At 62.9% G+C, this 18,127-nt stretch carries 24 protein-coding genes and 1 other RNA gene; 20 read left to right on the top strand and 5 right to left on the bottom strand.

The genetic code is table 11. The features are described 5' to 3' along the window. The first annotated feature begins 131 nt into the window (after nt 1–131). From ompA to ssrA, 4 genes are all read left to right on the top strand, one after another. Complete coding sequence (gene ompA, locus OU995_RS23035; protein WP_324288670.1) at nt 132–788, top strand: outer membrane protein OmpA; 657 nt, start codon at nt 132–134, stop codon at nt 786–788. Nucleotides 789–897: 109 nt separating this feature from the next. Further along, the gene (ubiG, locus tag OU995_RS23030) at nt 898–1,599 is read left to right on the top strand and encodes a bifunctional 2-polyprenyl-6-hydroxyphenol methylase/3-demethylubiquinol 3-O-methyltransferase UbiG (RefSeq protein ID WP_267832472.1); all 702 of its coding nucleotides are present in this window, start codon (nt 898–900) and stop codon (nt 1,597–1,599) included. A 142-nt stretch (nt 1,600–1,741) separates the two neighbouring features. Next, entirely contained in the window at nt 1,742–2,416 is a 675-nt protein-coding gene (gene gph, locus OU995_RS23025) for a phosphoglycolate phosphatase (protein ID WP_267836348.1), read from the top strand. 91 nt (nt 2,417–2,507) lie between these two features. Beyond that, nucleotides 2,508–2,881, top strand: a transfer-messenger RNA (tmRNA) gene (gene ssrA, locus OU995_RS23020). Nucleotides 2,882–3,185: 304 nt separating this feature from the next. On the opposite strand, the gene OU995_RS23015 is transcribed toward ssrA, so the two are convergent. From OU995_RS23015 to OU995_RS22995, 5 genes are read right to left on the bottom strand one after another with little or no spacing between them, the layout of a single operon-like run. Next, on the bottom strand, nt 3,186–3,665 hold the full coding sequence (locus OU995_RS23015; RefSeq protein ID WP_267832471.1) for a LacI family transcriptional regulator: 480 nt from the start codon (nt 3,663–3,665) through the stop codon (nt 3,186–3,188). Further along, nucleotides 3,662–4,033 carry a site-specific recombinase resolvase gene (locus tag OU995_RS23010; RefSeq protein WP_267832470.1) on the bottom strand — a complete coding sequence of 124 codons (372 nt, stop codon included), beginning with the start codon at nt 4,031–4,033 and terminating at the stop codon, nt 3,662–3,664. The genes OU995_RS23015 and OU995_RS23010 overlap by 4 nt, the downstream gene beginning before the upstream one ends. Further along, complete coding sequence (locus OU995_RS23005; RefSeq protein ID WP_267832469.1) at nt 4,033–5,421, bottom strand: recombinase family protein; 1,389 nt, start codon at nt 5,419–5,421, stop codon at nt 4,033–4,035. The genes OU995_RS23010 and OU995_RS23005 overlap by 1 nt, the downstream gene beginning before the upstream one ends. Further along, nucleotides 5,418–5,870 (bottom strand): DUF2924 domain-containing protein, encoded by a 453-nt coding sequence (locus OU995_RS23000; protein ID WP_267832468.1) that lies wholly within the window; start codon nt 5,868–5,870, stop codon nt 5,418–5,420. Before OU995_RS23000 ends, OU995_RS23005 begins: the two co-directional genes overlap by 4 nt. Next, entirely contained in the window at nt 5,870–6,061 is a 192-nt protein-coding gene (locus OU995_RS22995) for a hypothetical protein (RefSeq protein WP_147073320.1), read from the bottom strand. Before OU995_RS22995 ends, OU995_RS23000 begins: the two co-directional genes overlap by 1 nt. A 166-nt stretch (nt 6,062–6,227) precedes the next feature. Between OU995_RS22995 and OU995_RS22990 the strand changes: the two genes are divergently transcribed. From OU995_RS22990 to OU995_RS22915, 16 genes are all read left to right on the top strand, one after another. Then, complete coding sequence (locus tag OU995_RS22990) at nt 6,228–6,506, top strand: helix-turn-helix domain-containing protein (RefSeq protein WP_204732013.1); 279 nt, start codon at nt 6,228–6,230, stop codon at nt 6,504–6,506. Beyond that, entirely contained in the window at nt 6,507–7,319 is an 813-nt protein-coding gene (locus OU995_RS22985) for an ImmA/IrrE family metallo-endopeptidase (protein WP_267832464.1), read from the top strand. Nucleotides 7,320–7,418: 99 nt separating this feature from the next. Further along, nucleotides 7,419–8,843: a hypothetical protein gene (locus OU995_RS22980; RefSeq protein ID WP_267832463.1), complete on the top strand. Its 1,425-nt coding sequence runs from the start codon at nt 7,419–7,421 to the stop codon at nt 8,841–8,843. A 14-nt stretch (nt 8,844–8,857) separates the two neighbouring features. Continuing rightward, a complete protein-coding gene (locus tag OU995_RS22975; protein ID WP_267832462.1) occupies nt 8,858–9,787 on the top strand; it encodes a hypothetical protein in 930 nt (309 codons plus the stop codon). 85 nt (nt 9,788–9,872) lie between these two features. Next, complete coding sequence (locus OU995_RS22970; protein WP_267832461.1) at nt 9,873–10,136, top strand: helix-turn-helix transcriptional regulator; 264 nt, start codon at nt 9,873–9,875, stop codon at nt 10,134–10,136. Nucleotides 10,137–10,147: 11 nt separating this feature from the next. Next, nucleotides 10,148–10,624, top strand: coding sequence for a hypothetical protein (locus OU995_RS22965; protein WP_267832460.1), 477 nt, complete (start codon nt 10,148–10,150; stop codon nt 10,622–10,624). A 5-nt stretch (nt 10,625–10,629) separates the two neighbouring features. Then, nucleotides 10,630–11,391, top strand: coding sequence for a Bro-N domain-containing protein (locus OU995_RS22960; protein ID WP_267832458.1), 762 nt, complete (start codon nt 10,630–10,632; stop codon nt 11,389–11,391). Further along, a complete protein-coding gene (locus OU995_RS22955; RefSeq protein WP_267832457.1) occupies nt 11,391–12,230 on the top strand; it encodes an ATP-binding protein in 840 nt (279 codons plus the stop codon). The genes OU995_RS22960 and OU995_RS22955 overlap by 1 nt, the downstream gene beginning before the upstream one ends. 5 nt (nt 12,231–12,235) lie before the next feature. Beyond that, nucleotides 12,236–12,868 carry a hypothetical protein gene (locus OU995_RS22950; RefSeq protein ID WP_267832456.1) on the top strand — a complete coding sequence of 211 codons (633 nt, stop codon included), beginning with the start codon at nt 12,236–12,238 and terminating at the stop codon, nt 12,866–12,868. A 10-nt stretch (nt 12,869–12,878) separates the two neighbouring features. Next, nucleotides 12,879–13,379, top strand: a complete 501-nt coding sequence (locus tag OU995_RS22945) for a DUF6511 domain-containing protein (protein ID WP_267832455.1) — start codon at nt 12,879–12,881, stop codon at nt 13,377–13,379. Then, nucleotides 13,376–14,113 carry a PD-(D/E)XK nuclease family protein gene (locus OU995_RS22940; RefSeq protein ID WP_267832454.1) on the top strand — a complete coding sequence of 246 codons (738 nt, stop codon included), beginning with the start codon at nt 13,376–13,378 and terminating at the stop codon, nt 14,111–14,113. The genes OU995_RS22945 and OU995_RS22940 overlap by 4 nt, the downstream gene beginning before the upstream one ends. A gap of 35 nt (nt 14,114–14,148) precedes the next feature. After that, on the top strand, nt 14,149–14,364 hold the full coding sequence (locus OU995_RS22935; RefSeq protein WP_267836347.1) for a hypothetical protein: 216 nt from the start codon (nt 14,149–14,151) through the stop codon (nt 14,362–14,364). Further along, nucleotides 14,361–16,652, top strand: a complete 2,292-nt coding sequence (locus OU995_RS22930; protein WP_267832453.1) for a phage/plasmid primase, P4 family — start codon at nt 14,361–14,363, stop codon at nt 16,650–16,652. Before OU995_RS22935 ends, OU995_RS22930 begins: the two co-directional genes overlap by 4 nt. A 125-nt stretch (nt 16,653–16,777) precedes the next feature. After that, complete coding sequence (locus tag OU995_RS22925) at nt 16,778–17,242, top strand: crossover junction endodeoxyribonuclease RuvC (protein WP_267836346.1); 465 nt, start codon at nt 16,778–16,780, stop codon at nt 17,240–17,242. A gap of 1 nt (nt 17,243) precedes the next feature. Beyond that, nucleotides 17,244–17,453, top strand: a complete 210-nt coding sequence (locus tag OU995_RS22920; protein WP_070527274.1) for a hypothetical protein — start codon at nt 17,244–17,246, stop codon at nt 17,451–17,453. Continuing rightward, nucleotides 17,446–17,859: a DUF6362 family protein gene (locus tag OU995_RS22915; RefSeq protein ID WP_267832452.1), complete on the top strand. Its 414-nt coding sequence runs from the start codon at nt 17,446–17,448 to the stop codon at nt 17,857–17,859. Before OU995_RS22920 ends, OU995_RS22915 begins: the two co-directional genes overlap by 8 nt. Nucleotides 17,860–18,127: the final 268 nt, after the last annotated feature.

Raw genomic sequence — 18,127 nt, 5'->3', positions numbered from 1 at the left:
ATCGGTCGGTCCCTAGGAGAAACCCTTGGTCGTGTGGAGTAGTACGCGCGGTCTTCGGTGGCTCTTGAGGTTTTTAGTTCCGACATTGGACATTTCGCAGGGCAACTGCGGCTTTCCTTGAGAGGAGAATCATGAAGAAACTGAACCGCGTGGCGTCGCTCTTCGCTGTCGCCGCTTTGGCCACCTCGGGTGCTATGGCCCAAACCGTGGACAACTGGCGTGCAACGGACGGCACCGTTTGGAAGAACGGCACCAACGAGCTGTGCTGGCGCGATGCCTTTTGGACCCCGGCCACGGCTGGCAAGGATTGCGATGGCGCGCTGAAGCCCGTCGCTGCACCGGTGGTTGCTCCGGCTCCTGCCCCGGCACCGGCTCCTGCTGCTTCCCCGACGACGCCCGCTCCGGTGGTCGTTCCTCCGAAGCCCACCAGCGAAAAGGTCACCTACGCTGCTGACGCTTTCTTCGACTTCGACAAGTCGGTGCTGAAGGCCGATGCGAAGACCGCTCTGGATGACCTGGTCGGCAAGACGGGTGGCATCAACCTCGAAGTGATCATCGCCGTCGGCCACACCGACAGCGTCGGTAGCGACGAGTACAACCAGAAGCTGTCGGTCCGCCGCGCTGAAGCTGTGAAGGCTTATCTGGTGAGCAAGGGTCTGGAAAAGAACCGCGTGTACACAGAAGGCAAGGGCGAGAAGCAGCCTGTGGCTGACAACGCCACTGCTGAAGGCCGCTCCAAGAACCGCCGCGTCGAAATCGAAGTGGTCGGCACCCGCGCCGTCAAGTAATCGTCCTTCCGCAATCGGGCGCGCAAGTGCCTGATGCTGAAACGATCCGAACCCCGCTGGCTGCAAGGCTGGCGGGGTTTTTCTTTTCCCTCGGCTACCATTGCGACCCATGGCGAACGTCGATGCAAACGAACTCGCGAAATTCAGCGAGCTGGCCCACCGCTGGTGGGATACCGAAAGTGAATTCAAGCCCCTGCACCGCATCAATCCATTGCGGTTGAACTGGATTGACGGCTACAGCCCGTTGGCTGGCAAACGCGTGCTGGATGTGGGGTGCGGCGGCGGCATCCTGGCCGATGCCATGGCGCGCAAAGGCGCGAATGTGCTGGGCATTGACCTGGCGGTGAAGTCGCTGCGTGTGGCCGAACTGCATGCCATGGAGGCCGGGACCGACAACGTGGCCTATCAGGAGATTGCCGTCGAGGATTTGGCGGCGCAGCGCCCCGGTGAATTCGATGTGGTCACCTGCATGGAGATGCTGGAGCATGTGCCGGATCCAGCGTCGGTGGTGACTGCACTGGGGCGGCTGGTGAAGCCGGGTGGCTGGGTGTTTCTCTCCACGCTGAACCGCAATGCCAAGTCCTTCCTGCTGGCCATCGTCGGCGCGGAATATGTGCTGCGGATGCTGCCAGCGGGCACCCATGAATACGGCCGTTTCATCCGTCCGTCCGAGCTGGGGCAGATGTGCCGCGAAGCCGGGCTGGAGCCACAAGGCGCCAAGGGCCTGACCTTCAATCCGCTGACGCAGCGCTACAAGCTGGGCGGCGATACCGACGTGAACTACCTATTGGCGTGCCGTCGCCCGGCATGAGGGGTCAGGTCATGCGGGCTTTTGCTTTGAAGGGTCTTTTGCTGTCCCCTTTCAAGGGGGCGTGGGTGTGGGCGGGGGTCGGGCCGTGAGCGGGCCGCTGGTGAACGCTGCGGCTCAAGCCTTGCAGCCGCCCATTGGGCGTGTGGTGCGTGCGGTCCTCTTCGATCTGGACGGCACGCTGGTGGACAGTGCGCCGGATCTGGCCGGTGCCACCAACGAGATGCTGCTGGCTCGTGGGCTTCCAGCGGTGCCGTTCGAGCGGCTGCGTCCGATGGTGGGGGCCGGCGCGCGCGGCATGATGGGCGTAGCCTTTGGTGTCACGCCGCAGGACGAAGCGTTTGCTGCGCTGCGCACTGAGTTCTTTGACCGCTACGAAGCGCGCCTGCTGCAGTCCACCTACGCGTTCGAGGGTGTGGAGGAGATGCTGGCGGGCTTGGTGGCGGCAGGGCTGAGCTGGGGCATTGTCACCAACAAGATCGAGCGATTTGCACTGCCGCTGGCGCGTGGTCTGGGCTGGGATCGAATGGCGTCCGCAGTCATTGGTGGAGACACCACCGGCCATGCCAAACCTCACCCGGCGCCCTTGCTGGAAGCGGCGCGCCGTGCCGGGGTGGATCCGCTTCATTGCATTTACGTCGGAGACGATGTGCGGGACATTCAAGCCGGCAAGGCGGCGGGTATGCCGACGGTGGCGGTCCGCTGGGGCTACCTCGGGCAGGGCGAGCCGATTGATGCGTGGGGCGCTGACGTGATCCTCGACACCCCTTCCGAATTGCTGGCGTGGCTGGCGCCCATGCGGGCGACCCGCCACGCTTAAGCGCCTGTGCGTCACTGCGCGGGCAGGGCCCGCGCGGGCCTCCCACCCGAGGGGCAAGGGGCCCCGGTGCTATACTGGCGTCAGCTTCTATGGGGGCGACCTGGTTTCGACGTGGGTTCTGATGCGTCGCAGGGCATGCCGAGGGCCAGTATCCTCGTAAATCCACCTGGAAACACAGTAACTGCAAACGACTCTACGTTCGCACTCGCCGCTTAATTGCGCGTGAGCCTCTCAACGGTTGGCCTATGGGCCGGGTCTGATCCGCAAGGTGATGATTGAGAGGTTAATTACATAGGCTGGCTTGTGTCCGGGCACCTTGGGCACAGGTGAGATTTAGGGTGCTGGCTTGTGGGGTAGCGTGCTGCTGCGCGACTCCATGGGCGAGATCCAAATCAGACAGCTACGCATGTAGAACTGTACGTGGACGGCTTGCGGACGGGGGTTCAATTCCCCCCGCCTCCACCAAAACCCAAAATCCCAACCCTTATCGGTTGGGATTTTTTTTGCCCAGAACGCCAGTGTTGGCGCGATTTCCGGCCTTGGCCTCTTGAGCATGCATCTCCGGAAGTCGTCGTTTTCGGCGTGCATTCCGCCGTTTTTCTCTCTCTGTTCTCTGCTGCCCTCTTGAGCATTCAAGGCCCGGAGCCGTGTGTTGGCGCGGGTTTGCGGGCCGTCGGTTTGCTTCTTCGCTTGCTCTGGCGGACGCGACCGAGACAGCGAAAAGCACAAAAAAACCGCCCGGAGGCGGCGGGTCGGTGCGGCACGGATATCAGCGCCAGCCTGCCACTAGCGCCTCACGTTGGGCCAGCCAGGACGCCGACAACCTGCCGCGCAGCAACTGGCTGACGCCCACATTGAGGCGTCCCAGGGCGATGGCTTCGATCAAGTCGGGGGCCAGTTGTGCCAGTCGGCTCATCTTGCTCGCTTGGCCGAGGTCGATGCCTTCGGCCGCCGCGATCTCGGTCATCGAACTGAACCGTCCTTCGTCCAGCAGGCGCTGCCAGTGGTGCGCGAGGCCGAGCGCCCGCATCAAGGGGGTGTCCTGCGCCATCTCGCGCACCTGCCGCTCACGGCGGGCCTCGTCCAGGAACTCCTGCGGCGCGTCCAGCGGCGTGATGACCTGCTTTTTCAGGCCCCGGCGCACCAGTGTCCAGGGCAGGAAGGTTTCCATCTGCACGCCGCCAGCGGGCAGCGGCGTCTGATAGGTCACCGGGTCGCCCTTGGCGTGGCCGCAATGCTTCTTGCTCATGCCTCCTCCTCAAAACTGGCCATGAGCTGGCGCTGGGCGTGCCAGTCGACCATTAGGCGGTTTCGCTGAAACCACATCAGCGTCAGCCGACGTGGCTGCTTGCCCGCCATGAATTGCTCAATGATGTCGGGGGCCAGCAGGGTCAGGCGCAGCAGTTCGTTGACCACCGAGTGGTGCAGTTTCTCGGCACGGGCGATGGCCGACCCGCTTTGCATCGCGCCGGTGTCCAGCAGGTGCTGCCAGTAGAAGGCGCGTGCCACACCGTCGAGCAGGGTCACGTCGTGGACGTGCCGGTCGTCGGCAGCCACGCGCTGGACGCCCCGGCGGCGGAACGTTAGTGGCACAAAGGTTTCCATCGACTCGTCCATCAGACTTCGACCTCCAGCAGTTCGGCACCGATGCTGTTCGGGGCGAACTCCGCGATGAGCGCGTTCCAACCCACCTCACGCCACTTCACCTTGATCCCCTGCACCTCGCCTGCGTGGACGAGGTCGATGCGCTCGATCATCAGATTGGCGATGCGGTGGCGCTCGACGGGGAACAGTTGATCCCACACGTTGTTGAGCCGTCCCATCGCCATCACGGTGGTGGCCTCGTCGATCTGGGCCCCGTTGCGTTGGATGTGCCGAACCACCGACGCCACCGTTTCCGGGCTGGTCAGCACCGTTCGGATCTGGGCGACCACCGCCCCTTCGATCTCCGGCGCGGGCAGGCGCTCGTAGCCCTTTCCCGGCGCGCCGAACCGCGCTTCCGACTTGGACACGTAGTAGTGGTACTTGCGCCCGTTCTTGCGCGAGTAGGTCGGGTACATCCGCTCGCCCGAGGGCGCGTACAGCAGGCCGCGCAGCAAGGCGTCGGTGCGCGACCTGATCTTGGTTTCCACCGACCGGGTGTGACCGTCCTTGGCCAGCACTTCGTGAACCCGTCCCCACAGTCCGGGATCGATGATGGCTTGATGCACGCCCGGGTACCAACTGCCCTTGTGCGACAACTCCCCGAGGTAGATGCGGTTGCGCAGCAGCTTGTGCAGGTACTTCTTGTCGATGCGCGTGCCTGCCCTTGTCTGACCGTCCTGTGTCGTCCACGCCTTGGTGGTAATGCCATCAAGCGTCAGGTTGGCGGCAATCTGGGTGGGCGAGCCGATGGTCAGCATCTCCTCAAAGATGCGCCGCACCACCGCCGCCTCGGTGTCGTTGATGACCAGCAGACGGTTCTCCACGTCGAAGCCGAGCGGCGGCACGCCACCCATCCACATCCCTTTGCGCTTGCTGGCGGCGATCTTGTCGCGGATGCGCTCGCCGGTGACCTCGCGCTCGAACTGGGCGAAGGACAGCAGCACGTTGAGCATCAGCCGTCCCATCGAGGTGGTGGTGTTGAACTGCTGCGTGACCGACACGAACGACACGCCCTGGCGCTCGAACACCTCGACCATCTTGGAGAAGTCGGCAAGGCTGCGCGTCAGGCGGTCAATCTTGTAGACCACCACGATGTCGATCTGGCCGCGCTCGATGTCGGCCATCAGGCGTTTCAGCCCGGGACGATCCGTGTTGCCGCCGGAGAAGCCGGGGTCGTCGTAGTCGTCGGCCACCGGAATCCATCCTTCTGCGCGTTGGCTGGCGACGTAGGCGTGGCCAGCCTCCTTCTGCGCGTCGATGGAGTTGAACTCTTGGTCAAGGCGCTCGTCCGACGACACCCGGCAGTAGACGGCGCAGCGTTTGCGCGCCTTGGGAGAGGCGATTTGGGTGGCGTCGCTCATTGCGCACCTGCCTTGCCGGTCAGGCCGAAGAACAGTGGCCCCGACCAGTGCGTGCCGGTGATCTGCCGGGCCACGGCTGTCAGGCTCTTGAAGGTGCTGCCCTCGTACTCGAACAGACCTTCGGCGGTGACCGCCACCTTGTGCTCGCGGTCGCCCCATTCGCGCAGCAGCACGGTGCCGGGCGCGAAGTTGGTGTCGCGCGGGCGAGCCCGCAGCTTGATCTTGGAATGCTTGGCACCGATGGCCTCCAGGCGCTGGCGCGTGTTGTGCGCCAGACCGCCGAAGGCCTCCTCCTGCATCTTGTAGGCGATGCGCGACTCGATGAAGACGCGGTTGGGGTTGATGGGGCGGCTGCTGAAGTACCGATCCCACACTGGCCACAGCTCAGCGATGGGCTGGCTCGACAGCTCCGCGATCCGTGCGGCGACGGATGCTTGTTTCTCGTTCATCACAACTTCTCCGTTTGATAGGGGGTTGTATGAACGCGCTGGTCGGGCAGGAAGCCAAGGCCAACTTCTCTCTGTTTTGGCGCTTCTGCGACGACGGTGCGGACGATGGCGGCCGCAAGGATGGCGGTGATTTCACCAGCGCGGGCGCTGGCGGACATCTCTGAGGGAGATGCGAGTTCGAGGTTCTTCATGACGGCTCCGAGGAATTGCAACTGTCAGGAATAGTGAGCCAGATCTTCCAAAGCGGATGGCAATTCCGGGCAATCGAACCAGTTTCGCGTTAACTAAACAGTTGACGAAATTAAGGTGGAGCAGTACGATCACTCCATTGACCAATCACGCAATTAGGAAACACCCATGCCTTTCGGAGCCTTCATTCGCAAGCAGCGCGAAGAGAAGAACATCCAGATGAACGAGTTCGCGCGTCAGCTCGAAATTTCGCCCGCCTACTGGTCACGCATCGAGCGCGATATGGAAAAACCGCCCAAGGATGAACTGATACGCAAGGCGGCCGAGATTCTGGGTATCGATCCGGACGACGCATTCGTTGAGGCCAGCCGTCTGCCGCCCGACATGCGCGAGGATGTGGGTAACGTTGTGCGGATGTACCGCCGGGAAGCAACGGAGAAGAAGTGAATGCCGGTTTTGACCCTCGACTACCGGCATTGCGACCGCAAGCGCCCCAAATTCATCAAGCACGTTGAAATCGAAGGCCTTGCCGCGCAGGCTCGCCAACAACTGGTGGCGGGCGGTGTGGATGCCATTGCCTTCGGCACACTGCGCCAGATCGACCGCCTGAAGATCAACGGCATCGACTTCGCGCTCGAGGTCAGCACCGAGAGTGAGGTGCATGACGAGCAAGGCAACCACGTCTTCGGTATTTGCGAGTTCGACCCCGGTGTCCCGGACACCGCAATGGTATGCGTCTCACCCATCGGCGAAAAACTCAGCGGACTGTTGGCACTCAGCACGCTGGCCCACGAATTGGGGCATGCAGTGTTCGATGCGCCGGGCTGGATCATGGATGGCAGCAAAGGGCCGGGGCTGTTCGACACCTTTGAACCATGTGGGCAGCGCGCCTACCGCACCACGACGCCCGACAGCGAACATTTGGCGAAATCACCGACCACCGGCAAGGCCGCCCTGGCCTCGGACGTTCATTTCGCAGAACTGCGCGCCAATGAATTCATGGGTTCGCTGCTGATGCCACGCCAGCTTTTGAGTGCCGCCGCAGAGGAGCTCGCCCCGGAATACAACGTCAGCATCCACCGTGGCCCTTCGCTTGATCCTGAGATCCACGGCATCAGCCTGCATCTCACCGCCACCGACGCGGTCGATATGGAATTCTTGGAGAAAGCCCTCGCCATGCGCTTTGGCGTCAACCCACGTTTTGTGCAGGTGCGCCTGCAGCGCTACGGATTGATCCGACCGGAGGCCATCTTGCGCTGATCATTCCCCTATCCCTCCACGCCGACCTTGCGTCGGCATTTTTTGAGCCTCGCAGTTAACTGCTCGCGCAATCGCGCACTTTGTTGAAGGAGCTTGCCTATGCCTACCGGTCACACCACCACCGCTCAGCAGGAGAAAGTGGTCAATCAGCAACTATCCTCGAAACGCGTGCGCGAGCAGCGGTCGGATGACGGCCCCGCCATCCTGCCCGGAATGGAGCATTTCATCGATCTGCTGCGAAAGGTAAAGCGTCCGACGCTGGTGGTGCGCCTGCTCGAACGTGCCAGCGGTGAACCGTTGCCGGAACTGCATGCGTTGGCCGAAGCCGCCAAGGGCAAATTGCCGGTCGAATCCCGGCATGCGTTTTTTCATTGCGTGGCCAAGCTGGACGCTGCCATTCGCCAGCGCCTCGAAGATGTCGTCGAGCGGGTGCTCCTGCTTGGCGATGACTACGGCGCGCAGGCAGTTCAGTCGGTGCTCGACGAACGACGCGAGGACGATGCTGCCGTGCTTGAAGCGCCCAGCGACCGTCACAGCCGCGCACTGCACCTGTGCATCCTGCAGGAGTTCCCCGAGGCCGGGGCTCGTCGCGAAACTCGGTTCGATCAGGCCGAGCATGAACAGGTGATGCACCGCCAATGGAAAAGCGACCATTTCTCCAGCCACTACCTTGGCCCCAAGGGCGTGGAGCCGCAGCAAGTCGACGACGTCCAGGAAACGCTGCGCACACGGATTGCCGAGCTGTTCCCGCATGTGCCGCAGGATCAAATCCTGATCGAGCAGTTTGTGCGGCATGGTCTGTCACATTCACAGCATGACGATGATGACGATGCAGAGGGCGAATCCCCGAACCTTCTGCACACTGTGTGCGCCACCTTCAATGGCTCCACTGCACATTACCAGCAGGTCGAGGATGGCCATGTGATCGATCACGAGGAACCTGCGGCCATGTCGGCGCGCTTTTCCTGGGAACCGGCCACCGGAGCGCTGACCGTGTTCTGCGAAAACCGTGAGGCGCGGCGCGAACTCGCCACCATCTTCCGTGATGTGGTGCTGGCGCATGAAGGCACGATTGATGACATGCCGATCCGCCAGTTCGATTTGTTCGGGTTCTCAACCTCGGCAATGCTCAAACGACTGGAACAGGATCGCATCGCCGATATCGAGAGCATCGCGATTCTGCAGATCAAGGTGGCCAAGCCTTTTGAGCAGCAGCTGGAACTGGGTGGAAAACCCGTTTCCCGGCAACTGGCAAGCAAGATGGAGATCACCCGCGACCGGCGCGACGGTCGCAACATCTATCAAGTCGCCTACGAGGATTACAGCGCCGAGGATCTGAGCCAGTACGCGCTGGTGCAAGTGAAGCTGGTGATGCGTATAGCCAAGCAGCCCCACCGCAAGGCACACAACGTCGCCGTCCAGATCACCGCCCCCAACGGGCTGAATGACAAGAGCAAAACCGAGGACGACCGCAAACGCGTGCTGGAGCAACTGATCCGCATCGGCGTACTGAGCGAGTTCTGAGGGAGAAGCCGACGATGTCACTCTATCTGCGATTCTTCGCAGCCATTGACAGGTTGCAGAGCCTGGATACACCGGTACTGGCCACATCACTCGGGCGTGACTGGCTTCAGTTTATGCAACGGGGCTGGGTCACCGACAAGGGCCACCTCACGCATGTGATGGCTCCGTTCCTGGACTCCGAGCGTGAGGTCGAAATCGAGGCTGATCCGGATGCAGGTTGCTATCGCTATCGCAGCCCGCTGAACGGTCGCACTGTCGTGCGGCCACTGAGCGAAATAGCGCTGTACGGCATCCAGATCGAACCATGGCTGGCCGATCTTGCATCACTGATGGGCATGGAGGATCGGCGGCGGGCAAATCGCCCATGTCGCACGCCGCATCATCTTTGGCATCTGGGCGATTTGCGCGTCGCTGGGACGCATGATTTTGCTCCGGTGTTTGTCGGGCGGGCGTGGGCATGTGCACCCGTCGACGATACATCTTCCGTTCTGGCCGACTCGGTGTGGCCACGCAGTGGCGTGGTTTTGCAGGCATGCCGAACGCATTCCGTGTTGCCGCGTGACCATGTGATTCGGGCGCTCGACGAGTTCGTCCGCGTGGACGGCGGGCAGGACGTTTTCGACGCGAGCGCATTCGACAGGGTGCTGCACGGCTATGTGACACCCAGTGGTGCGCCGGAGCCAGTGGAGTTCTTCCAAGGCAATCGACTGAAGTTGCCGCACTTCCCCGAATCGCGCGAGTTGTCGGCGGAGCGGGCCAAGATCATCAAGCAGATGTGGAGTGCCGACGGGAAGGCCGCACCTGAGGTGTCCTGGGCCGAGGTCAACAGGATCGCCAACACCGGCTATCAGTCCTTCGACGATGCCTTCGGTGGCAAGGCTGAGCGCGAGGACGTTATCGCCCTGGTCAAGCGCGGCAAATATCGGATACGGCGCAACACATAAATCCGCCCATAAATCGAACCAGACACGGGCCATAAACCCGTGCGGAGACTTCGATGTGCCCATTTCATCTAGGAGGCACATCGAAATGCAAACCCAAGCACCAGCAATCCAAATCGGTCGGAATCCCATCCGACCCAACCCGGGCGATGTCACCTGCATCGCCCTCGACGAAAACGAGCTCGCCATCCGCTGGGGGCTCTCCGTCAAGACCCTGCGCCGCTGGCGTCAGGAACAGCTCGGGCCGATCTACTGCAAGCTCGGCCGCCGCGTCACCTACCTCCTGCACGAAATCGAAGCCTTCGAGCGGCGCGTCTCGCGTTACTCCAGCTTCACTCGTGCGTACCAGTGAGGAGGAAGGCCATGAGCGATCTGACCATCTTCCCCGCCGACATCGCCGAGATGTCCGTCAGCCAACTGGCCGCTCTGCCACCTGAGCAGAAACGCGAGATCGACAAGAACCTCGACGCGGCCATCGACTGGCTCAAGAAGGCCCGCACCAAGTTCGATGCGGCGCTGGATCAGTGCTACGGCGAGCAGGCGCGCGCCGCGCTGCGTGAGTCCGGCCGCGATTTTGGCACTGCCCACATCAGCGATGGCCCGCTGCATCTGAAGTTCGAGCTACCCAAGAAGGTCAGCTGGAGCCAGCAGCAACTGGCCGAAATCGCCGAGCGCATCGTGGCTTCGGGCGAGAAGGTCGAGGGCTACCTCGACATCAAGTTATCCGTCTCCGAGTCCCGCTACACGAACTGGCCCCCGGCGCTGCAACAGCAGTTCGCCGCCGCCCGCACCGTGGATTCCGGCAAGCCGTCTTTCACCCTTTCCCTTGATTCGGAGTAACGACCATGAGTGCAATCATTCCTTTCCAGTTTGAAGCGCACGCCGTGCGCGTCCAAGTCGATGGTGCTGGCCTGCCGTGGTTCAACGCCAGCGATGTCTGCGATGCCTTGGAGATGAGCAATCCGTCTCAGGCGATCAAATCCCACGTCGATGGTGATGACCTCCAGAAATTGGAGGTCATCGACAACCTCGGACGCACGCAGCGCGCCAACCATGTCAACGAGTCGGGCCTCTACGCCCTGATCCTCGGCAGTACCAAGGATGCAGCCAAGCGCTTCAAGCGTTGGGTCACCAGCGAGGTACTGCCCGCGATCCACAAGACCGGCAGCTACGCCATTCCTGGTGCCCTGGCGGCTTTACCTGCACCGACCCACGACCGCGTATCCGCGATTCTGCTGATCGGCGAGGCCGTGGCGAAGGTGCCGGGTGTGAAGCCGGGCATCGCGGCAGCGGCAACCCTGACCTGCATTCAGGAGAACACCGGCATCACCACCGAGGTGTTGCGCCGCGCGCTGCCGTCGGCCAATGAGCCGATCTGCGCGCGCAATGCCACCCAACTCGGCAAGCTGCTGAGCCGTTCGGCCAAGGCCACGAACCAGATGCTGGCATCGCACGGTTTTCAGTTCCGCAACGACCGCGACGAGTGGGAGCTGACCGAGGCCGGTGAAGCGTGGGCCGAGGCCATGCCGTACTCGCGCAATGGCCACAGCGGCTATCAGATCCTCTGGAATCCCGCCGTCGCCGAGCAGTTGAAGGAGGTGGCGTGATGTCACTTCCAATCATCTCTGCCCAACAGCGACTTGCTGAACGCAAGGGCGTGAAGCTCCTGATGCTGGGCAAATCCGGCATCGGCAAGACCACCCGGCTCAAAGACCTCGACCCGACCACCACCTTGTTCCTCGACATTGAGGCGGGTGATCTCGCCGTGGCCGACTGGCCGGGCGACACCATCCGTCCGGCATCGTGGCCCGAGAGCCGCGACTTCTTCGTGTTCCTCGCGGGCCCGGACAAGTCGCTGCCGCCGGAGAGCGCGTTCTCGCAGGCGCACTACGACCACGTCATCGAGAAGTTCGGCGACCCGACGCAGCTCGACCGCTATCAGACCTTCTTTCTCGACTCGATCACGCAGCTGTCCCGGCAGTGCTTCGCGTGGTGCAAGACGCAGCCCGGCGCGGTCAGTGATCGTTCCGGCAAGCCCGATCTGCGCGCTGCCTATGGCCTGCTCGGCCAGGAAATGATCGGCGCGTTGACCCACCTGCAGCACGCCCGGGGCAAGAATGTGGTGTTCGTCGCCATCCTCGATGAGCGACTGGATGACTTCAACCGCAAGGTGTTCGTGCCACAGATCGAAGGCAGCAAGACCAGTCTGGAGCTGCCCGGCATCGTCGACGAGGTCGTGACGCTGGCCGAGATCAAGGCCGACGACGGCAGCGCTTACCGCGCCTTCGTCACACACACCGTCAATCCCTACGGCTTCCCGGCCAAAGACCGCAGCGGTCGTCTCGACCTGCTGGAGCCGCCGCATCTCGGCGCGCTGATCGCCAAGTGCGCGGGCACATCCACCACGCCCGCCAGCGCCGCCGCACACATCGAATCTCAGGAGTAATCGCCATGACCACCAACAACTGGAATGACTTCAACGACGCCGAATCACAGCAGTCCGGCTTCGAACTGATCCCCAAAGGCACCGCCGTCCCGGTACGCATGACCCTCAAGCCCGGCGGTTATGACGATCCGTCGCAGGGCTGGGGCGGCGGTTACGCCACCGAATCCTTCGACACGGGCTCTATCTACCTCGCCGCCGAATTCGTGGTTACCGCTGGCGATCATGCCAAACGCAAGATGTGGAGCAACATCGGCCTGCACTCCCCCAAGGGGCCGACCTGGGGGCAGATGGGGCGCAGCTTCCTTCGCGCCGCGCTCAACAGCGCCCGCAACGTCAACCCGCAGGACAACAGCCCACAGGCTGCCGCCGCCCGCCGCATCCAGGGCTTTCACGAACTGGACGGTCTGGAGTTCCTGGCCCGCGTGGACATCGAGAAGGACACCAAGGGCCAAGACCGCAACGTGGTCAAGCTGGCGATCGAACCCGATCACCCCGACTACGCCAAGTTGATGGGCGTGCCCACCAAGAGCAGCTCTGGCGGTGGCACCTCCGGCGCGCCAGCGCAGGCAGCCCCTGCGTATCAGGCATCCACACCTCAACGCGCACCCGTGACGGGCAAACCGTCATGGGCTCAGTAAGGGGGGGCGAATGAAATGCTGGGTCTGCAAACGACAGGCCCGGGGATTCGGCCACACCGACAACCGTCACGGTGTCGGCAATCCCCGGCGCTACCCCATCGACTGGGTGTTCTGCTCGCAGCGTTGCCAGAACGCGTTTCACACGCTGTACGGCAACTGGCTGCGGGTCAAAGACGGCCGCACCGACACCAAGGAGGTCGCCATGATCGATCCATCTGATGTCGAACTGGCCGCGATGAAGAAATGCCTCAAGTCCTTCGGCGAGGCAGCGGGCGAGATCGGCTTCGCCAAACCGCTGGGCGACTATTCCGAAGCCGAGGCGCTGCAAGTGATCGACGCCATCGTCACTTGCTACACCGAGGCAATGGTCGAGCACCACGAGACGAGCAAGTACCCGCCGGTGCGTGGCATGACGCCCACGGCCGATCCCATGACGCCGAGTGCAGCCAACCCGTTCGCCGATCTGGAGGACGACCTGCCCTGGGAAGAGCCGAAGGAGAAGAAGCCATGATCGACTTCAACTCCTCATCGAGCATCTCGGGTCAGGTCACCACCCTGGTGGACACGGGCCTCCAGCAGGCTCGCGCCCGCCAGTCAGAACGCCAGTACCTCGGGGCCTCACGTCTCGGCGTGGCCTGTGAACGCGCGCTGCAGTTCGAGTACGCCAAGGCACCCATCGACCACGGGCGTGATACCCCGGGTCGGATGCTGCGCATCCTCGAGCGCGGCCATGTCATGGAGGACTGCATGGTCGCGTGGCTGCGGGACGCGGGCTTCGACCTGCGCACCCGCAAGGCCGACGGCGAGCAGTTCGGTTTCTCGGTGGCCAACGGTCGCCTGCAGGGCCACATCGACGGCGTCATCGTCGGTGGCCCGGAGGGCTTCGCCTATCCCGCGCTCTGGGAATGCAAATGCTTGGGCAACAAATCCTGGAGCGATCTGGAGAAAAAAGGGCTGGCCATCTCCAAGCCCATCTACGCCGCGCAAGTGGCGATCTACCAAGCCTATCTCGAACTGCACGAGCACTCGGCGATCTTCACGGCGCTCAACGCCGACACGATGGAGATCTACACCGAGGCCGTGCCCTTTGACGCAGCTCTCGCCCAGCGCATGTCGGATCGGGCGGTAAAGGTCATCACGGCCACCGAGGCGGGAGAACTTCTGCCGCGCGCCTTCAATGACCCGACCCACTTCGAATGCCGGATGTGCGCGTGGCAAGACCGCTGCTGGAGGACACAAGCGTGACCGACAACAACACTCCAGCGAATGCCATCGAACCGATGATCGACGCCAAGCAGGCCGCTGCCGCACTGCGCCTGCCGTACTACTGGTTTGCCGACCATGCCATGCGCAGCAAGTACCGGATTCCGCACTACCTGATGGGCGGTCTGGTGCGCTATCGACTGTCCGAACTCTCTGCGTGGGCCACACGCAGCACTGCCGTCCAAGGCCGTGATGCCGATGACGCAGACGCATCTGTCGAGGGGGCCGAATGATCGACTTCAACGACGCCACTCAAACTGCGGAGCACGACCGAGAATCTCAGCGCGACGAGATCCGCGCCGACCTGATCGCACGCCTGGACTCGGTGCTGACCACGATGTTCCCTGCGGGGAAAAAGCGCAGGGGCAAGTTCCTCATTGGCGACATTCTCGGCAGCCCGGGTGACAGCCTCGAGGTCGTGCTCGAAGGCGAGAAAGCGGGTTTGTGGACGGATCGCGCCACAGGCGACGGCGGCGATATCTTCGCGCTGATCGCGGCCTATCTCGGGGCCAACATCCACACTGACTTTCCCCGGGTGCTCGACGAGGCTGCCGATCTGCTCGGTCGCGCTCGGTCGGTGCCGGTGCGCAAAGCCAAGATGGAAGCCCCGGTCGACGATCTCGGCCCGGCCACGGCCAAATGGGACTACTTCGATGCCACCGGCAAACTGATTGCGGTCGTGTACCGCTACGATCCACCCGGGCGCAAGAAGGAGTTCCGGCCGTGGGATGCCAAGCGGCGCAAGATGACTTCGCCCGATCCGCGCCCGCTGTACAACCAGCCGGGGCTGGCTGCCGCTGGTCACGTTGTGCTGGTCGAGGGCGAGAAGTGTGCGCAGGCCCTGATCGCCATCGGCGTGGTGGCAACCACGGCCATGCATGGCGCAAATGCTCCCGTCGACAAGACCGACTGGTCGCCGCTGGCGGGCAAATCTGTGCTGATCTGGCCTGACCGGGACGCGCCGGGCTGGGATTACGCTGACCGTGCATCGCAAGCAATCCTGAACGCGGGTGCGACCACGGTCGCCATCCTGGTGCCTCCCGATGACAAGCCGGAAGGCTGGGATGCGGCTGACGCCATTCCGGACGGCTTCGATGTGGGAGGCTTCCTCGCCGTCGGCGAGCGGATGCCGGTGATGCGCTCGGTCGAGGAAACGCCACCACCGGATCTGCTGACCGGTGTCGACTGGGCTACGGAGGACGGCTTGTCCTCGGCCTTCACACGCCGCTATGGCGAGGACTGGCGCTACTGCGCGCTTTGGGGCAAATGGCTGGTCTGGACCGGTGTCCGCTGGAATCCGGATCAGGTGCTCTATGTGTCTCATCTGGCGCGCGGTATCTGCCGGATGGCGTCACTCAAGGCGGACAGCCCTCGGCTCAAAGGCAAGCTGGCCAGCTCCGCCACGATCTCGTCCGTCGAGAAAATCGCACGCTCCGATCCCAAGCACGCGTCCACCGCCGAGGAGTGGGATGCCGACGTCTGGGCGCTCAACACACCAGGCGGTGTGGTTGATCTGCGCACGGGCCGCATGCGACCGCACCGGCGCGATGACCGGATGACCAAGGTGACCACGGCCACACCGCAGGGCGACAGTCCGACGTGGCGCGCATTCCTGGCCGATGTCACAGGCGGCGACGCTGAACTGATTGCCTATCTGCAACTGATGGTCGGCTACTGCCTGACGGGCGTGACCAGCGAGCACGCGCTGTTCTTCCTGTACGGGACCGGCGCGAACGGCAAGTCGGTGTTCGTCAACGTCTTGACCACCATCTTGGGCGACTACGCGGCCAACGCGCCGATGGACACGTTCATGGAGGCGCGCACCGACCGGCATCCGACCGATCTGGCGGGCCTGCGCGGCGCACGCTTTGTGTCATCCATCGAAACCGAACAGGGTCGGCGTTGGAACGAATCCAAGGTCAAGGCCATCACCGGTGGCGACAAGGTGTCTGCGCGTTTCATGCGCCAGGACTTCTTCGAGTACGTACCGCAGTTCAAGTTGGTGATCGCAGGCAACCACAAGCCATCGATCCGCAACGTGGATGAGGCGATGAAGCGGCGACTGCACCTGATCCCGTTCACGGTGACGATCCCGCCCGAACGGCGTGACGGCAGGCTGACGGAAAAGCTGCTCAAGGAACGGGACGGCATTCTGGCGTGGGCGGTCGAGGGCTGCAGCCTTTGGCAACGCCAAGGACTGAAGCCACCCGCCAGTGTGGTGTCGGCGACTGAGGAGTATTTCGAGGCCGAGGACGCGCTCGGGCAGTGGATCGAAGAGCGTTGCCTGCTGGCTAAGACCCACCGCGAAGGCGTTTCCGAATTGTTCGCTGACTGGCGTGAATGGGCTGAGCGCGCGGGTGAGTACGTGGGCTCGGTCAAGCGCTTCTCCGAACTGATGGCGGCCCGCAAGTTCGAGAAGTGTCGGCTGACCGGGGGCGCTCGCGGCATCACAGGCATCGCCCTCAGACCCAAGCCCTATCACCCACAAAGTGGCCATGGCTTCCCCTACCGAGATGACTGAGCAATCCGGTCGAGTGACGGATTTGACGGATTTCCTGATTGACGCGCTACGCGTGCGCGCACGTAAAGGCTGTTATCCCAAGAACCCGTCGCATCCGTCACTCGCCCCCGAACTGGAGCACGACGATGAACACAACGATCCTGGCCCTTGATCTGGGCACACACACCGGGTGGGCTCTGCAGCACCTGGACGGCACCATCACCAGTGGCACCGAGCACTTCAAACCGCAACGATTCGAGGGTGGCGGAATGCGCTTCCTTCGCTTCAAGCGCTGGCTCAATGAACTGCTCTCGGCCAGCAACCACATCAACGCTGTGTTCTTCGAGGAAGTTCGACGGCACGCGGGCGTTGATGCGGCACACGCCTACGGCGGTTTCATGGGGCACCTGACTGCGTGGTGTGAGCATCACAACATCCCATACCAAGGCGTTCCGGTCGGCACGATCAAGAAGCACGCGACCGGCAAGGGAAACGCGGGCAAGGACGAAATGATCGCGTCCGTTCAATCGCGCGGCCATGCCCCGACCGACGACAACGAAGCCGATGCCCTGGCGCTATTGCACTGGGCGGTCGAGACGCAGGAGGTGTGACGTGAAGGTTCCGACACCCCAATACCGCTGCCCCCTCGGTCGTCTGCAACCTCAAGCCACGGATCTGAATGCGATCAAGGAACGTGGCTGGCATGACCAGCGCATCTTGGTCGTCTCCGCTGACGACGAACGCCTCGACTGGATGGAGCGCGAACTGGTGCGCCAGATCGGCGAGCGCCTCTACGGTGCGGGAGGACGACACCATGGCTGACCGTCGCAACGCGTGGACAATCGAGGACGTAGCCGCTCGCTTCGAAGAGGCGGCCAGCACTGCACGCCGTTTGCCACCCGTGCGGGTGCAGGGCTACTTCAACTGCTGGCCTGCGATCAAACGCATGCCCTGGGAAAACCTCGGCGCGGAACCGACGATCTACCGCTTTCCTCCCGACCCTGCTGCCATCGAGCGGATGCTGGAGGTCATGCGCTGGGTCCAGTGGCTGGAGGAGGAACACAGGCACTTGGTCTGGATGCGGGCCAAGCGCTACGGGTGGCGAGACATCACGATCCGCTTCGCCTGCGACCGAACGACGGCATGGCGGCATTGGCAGCGGGCATTGCAGACGGTGGCCGATCACCTCAATGCAGCGCATGGCGGTGTCACGCTGCGCGCACAGTGAATACGCTCCGCGCAGCACGACTTGACGAGGATGTTCCAAAAACGTGGGCAATTTAGGGTAATGCCTGCCGTGTTTGTCCTCGCCTTGCCTCGTTTGTCCTTTTCGAGACCCGGTAGCCCTGCAACAAAACTGGCCGGTCGGGGGTAGTATTTCAGCTATCTTCTGGACAGAGGTGACGGCAGACGGAGCTGCCCGGAAATCAACGGGTCCTTCCCGGCCAAAAACCAATGCGGGGGGCGACAGCGCGACGCTTTTTTAGCGTCAGGGT

It is taken from the genome of Roseateles sp. SL47 (assembly GCF_026625885.1).
Classification (GTDB): Bacteria; Pseudomonadota; Gammaproteobacteria; order Burkholderiales; family Burkholderiaceae_C; genus Roseateles.
This window is presented reverse-complemented; position numbering and strand designations above follow the sequence as displayed.

Bases quoted from the DNA above. Each gene is read 5' to 3' on its own strand.
- ompA (WP_324288670.1), top strand. From the start codon at position 132: ATGAAGAAACTGAACCGCGTGGCGTCGCTCTTCGCTGTCGCCGCTTTG.
- ubiG (WP_267832472.1), top strand. From the start codon at position 898: ATGGCGAACGTCGATGCAAACGAACTCGCGAAATTCAGCGAGCTGGCC.
- OU995_RS23015 (WP_267832471.1), bottom strand. From the start codon at position 3,665: ATGAGCAAGAAGCATTGCGGCCACGCCAAGGGCGACCCGGTGACCTAT.
- OU995_RS23010 (WP_267832470.1), bottom strand. From the start codon at position 4,033: ATGGACGAGTCGATGGAAACCTTTGTGCCACTAACGTTCCGCCGCCGG.
- OU995_RS23005 (WP_267832469.1), bottom strand. From the start codon at position 5,421: ATGAGCGACGCCACCCAAATCGCCTCTCCCAAGGCGCGCAAACGCTGC.
- OU995_RS23000 (WP_267832468.1), bottom strand. From the start codon at position 5,870: ATGAACGAGAAACAAGCATCCGTCGCCGCACGGATCGCGGAGCTGTCG.
- OU995_RS22995 (WP_147073320.1), bottom strand. From the start codon at position 6,061: ATGAAGAACCTCGAACTCGCATCTCCCTCAGAGATGTCCGCCAGCGCC.
- OU995_RS22990 (WP_204732013.1), top strand. From the start codon at position 6,228: ATGCCTTTCGGAGCCTTCATTCGCAAGCAGCGCGAAGAGAAGAACATC.
- OU995_RS22985 (WP_267832464.1), top strand. From the start codon at position 6,507: ATGCCGGTTTTGACCCTCGACTACCGGCATTGCGACCGCAAGCGCCCC.
- OU995_RS22980 (WP_267832463.1), top strand. From the start codon at position 7,419: ATGCCTACCGGTCACACCACCACCGCTCAGCAGGAGAAAGTGGTCAAT.
- OU995_RS22975 (WP_267832462.1), top strand. From the start codon at position 8,858: ATGTCACTCTATCTGCGATTCTTCGCAGCCATTGACAGGTTGCAGAGC.
- OU995_RS22970 (WP_267832461.1), top strand. From the start codon at position 9,873: ATGCAAACCCAAGCACCAGCAATCCAAATCGGTCGGAATCCCATCCGA.
- OU995_RS22965 (WP_267832460.1), top strand. From the start codon at position 10,148: ATGAGCGATCTGACCATCTTCCCCGCCGACATCGCCGAGATGTCCGTC.
- OU995_RS22960 (WP_267832458.1), top strand. From the start codon at position 10,630: ATGAGTGCAATCATTCCTTTCCAGTTTGAAGCGCACGCCGTGCGCGTC.
- OU995_RS22955 (WP_267832457.1), top strand. From the start codon at position 11,391: ATGTCACTTCCAATCATCTCTGCCCAACAGCGACTTGCTGAACGCAAG.
- OU995_RS22950 (WP_267832456.1), top strand. From the start codon at position 12,236: ATGACCACCAACAACTGGAATGACTTCAACGACGCCGAATCACAGCAG.
- OU995_RS22945 (WP_267832455.1), top strand. From the start codon at position 12,879: ATGAAATGCTGGGTCTGCAAACGACAGGCCCGGGGATTCGGCCACACC.
- OU995_RS22940 (WP_267832454.1), top strand. From the start codon at position 13,376: ATGATCGACTTCAACTCCTCATCGAGCATCTCGGGTCAGGTCACCACC.
- OU995_RS22935 (WP_267836347.1), top strand. From the start codon at position 14,149: ATGATCGACGCCAAGCAGGCCGCTGCCGCACTGCGCCTGCCGTACTAC.
- OU995_RS22930 (WP_267832453.1), top strand. From the start codon at position 14,361: ATGATCGACTTCAACGACGCCACTCAAACTGCGGAGCACGACCGAGAA.
- OU995_RS22925 (WP_267836346.1), top strand. From the start codon at position 16,778: ATGAACACAACGATCCTGGCCCTTGATCTGGGCACACACACCGGGTGG.
- OU995_RS22915 (WP_267832452.1), top strand. From the start codon at position 17,446: ATGGCTGACCGTCGCAACGCGTGGACAATCGAGGACGTAGCCGCTCGC.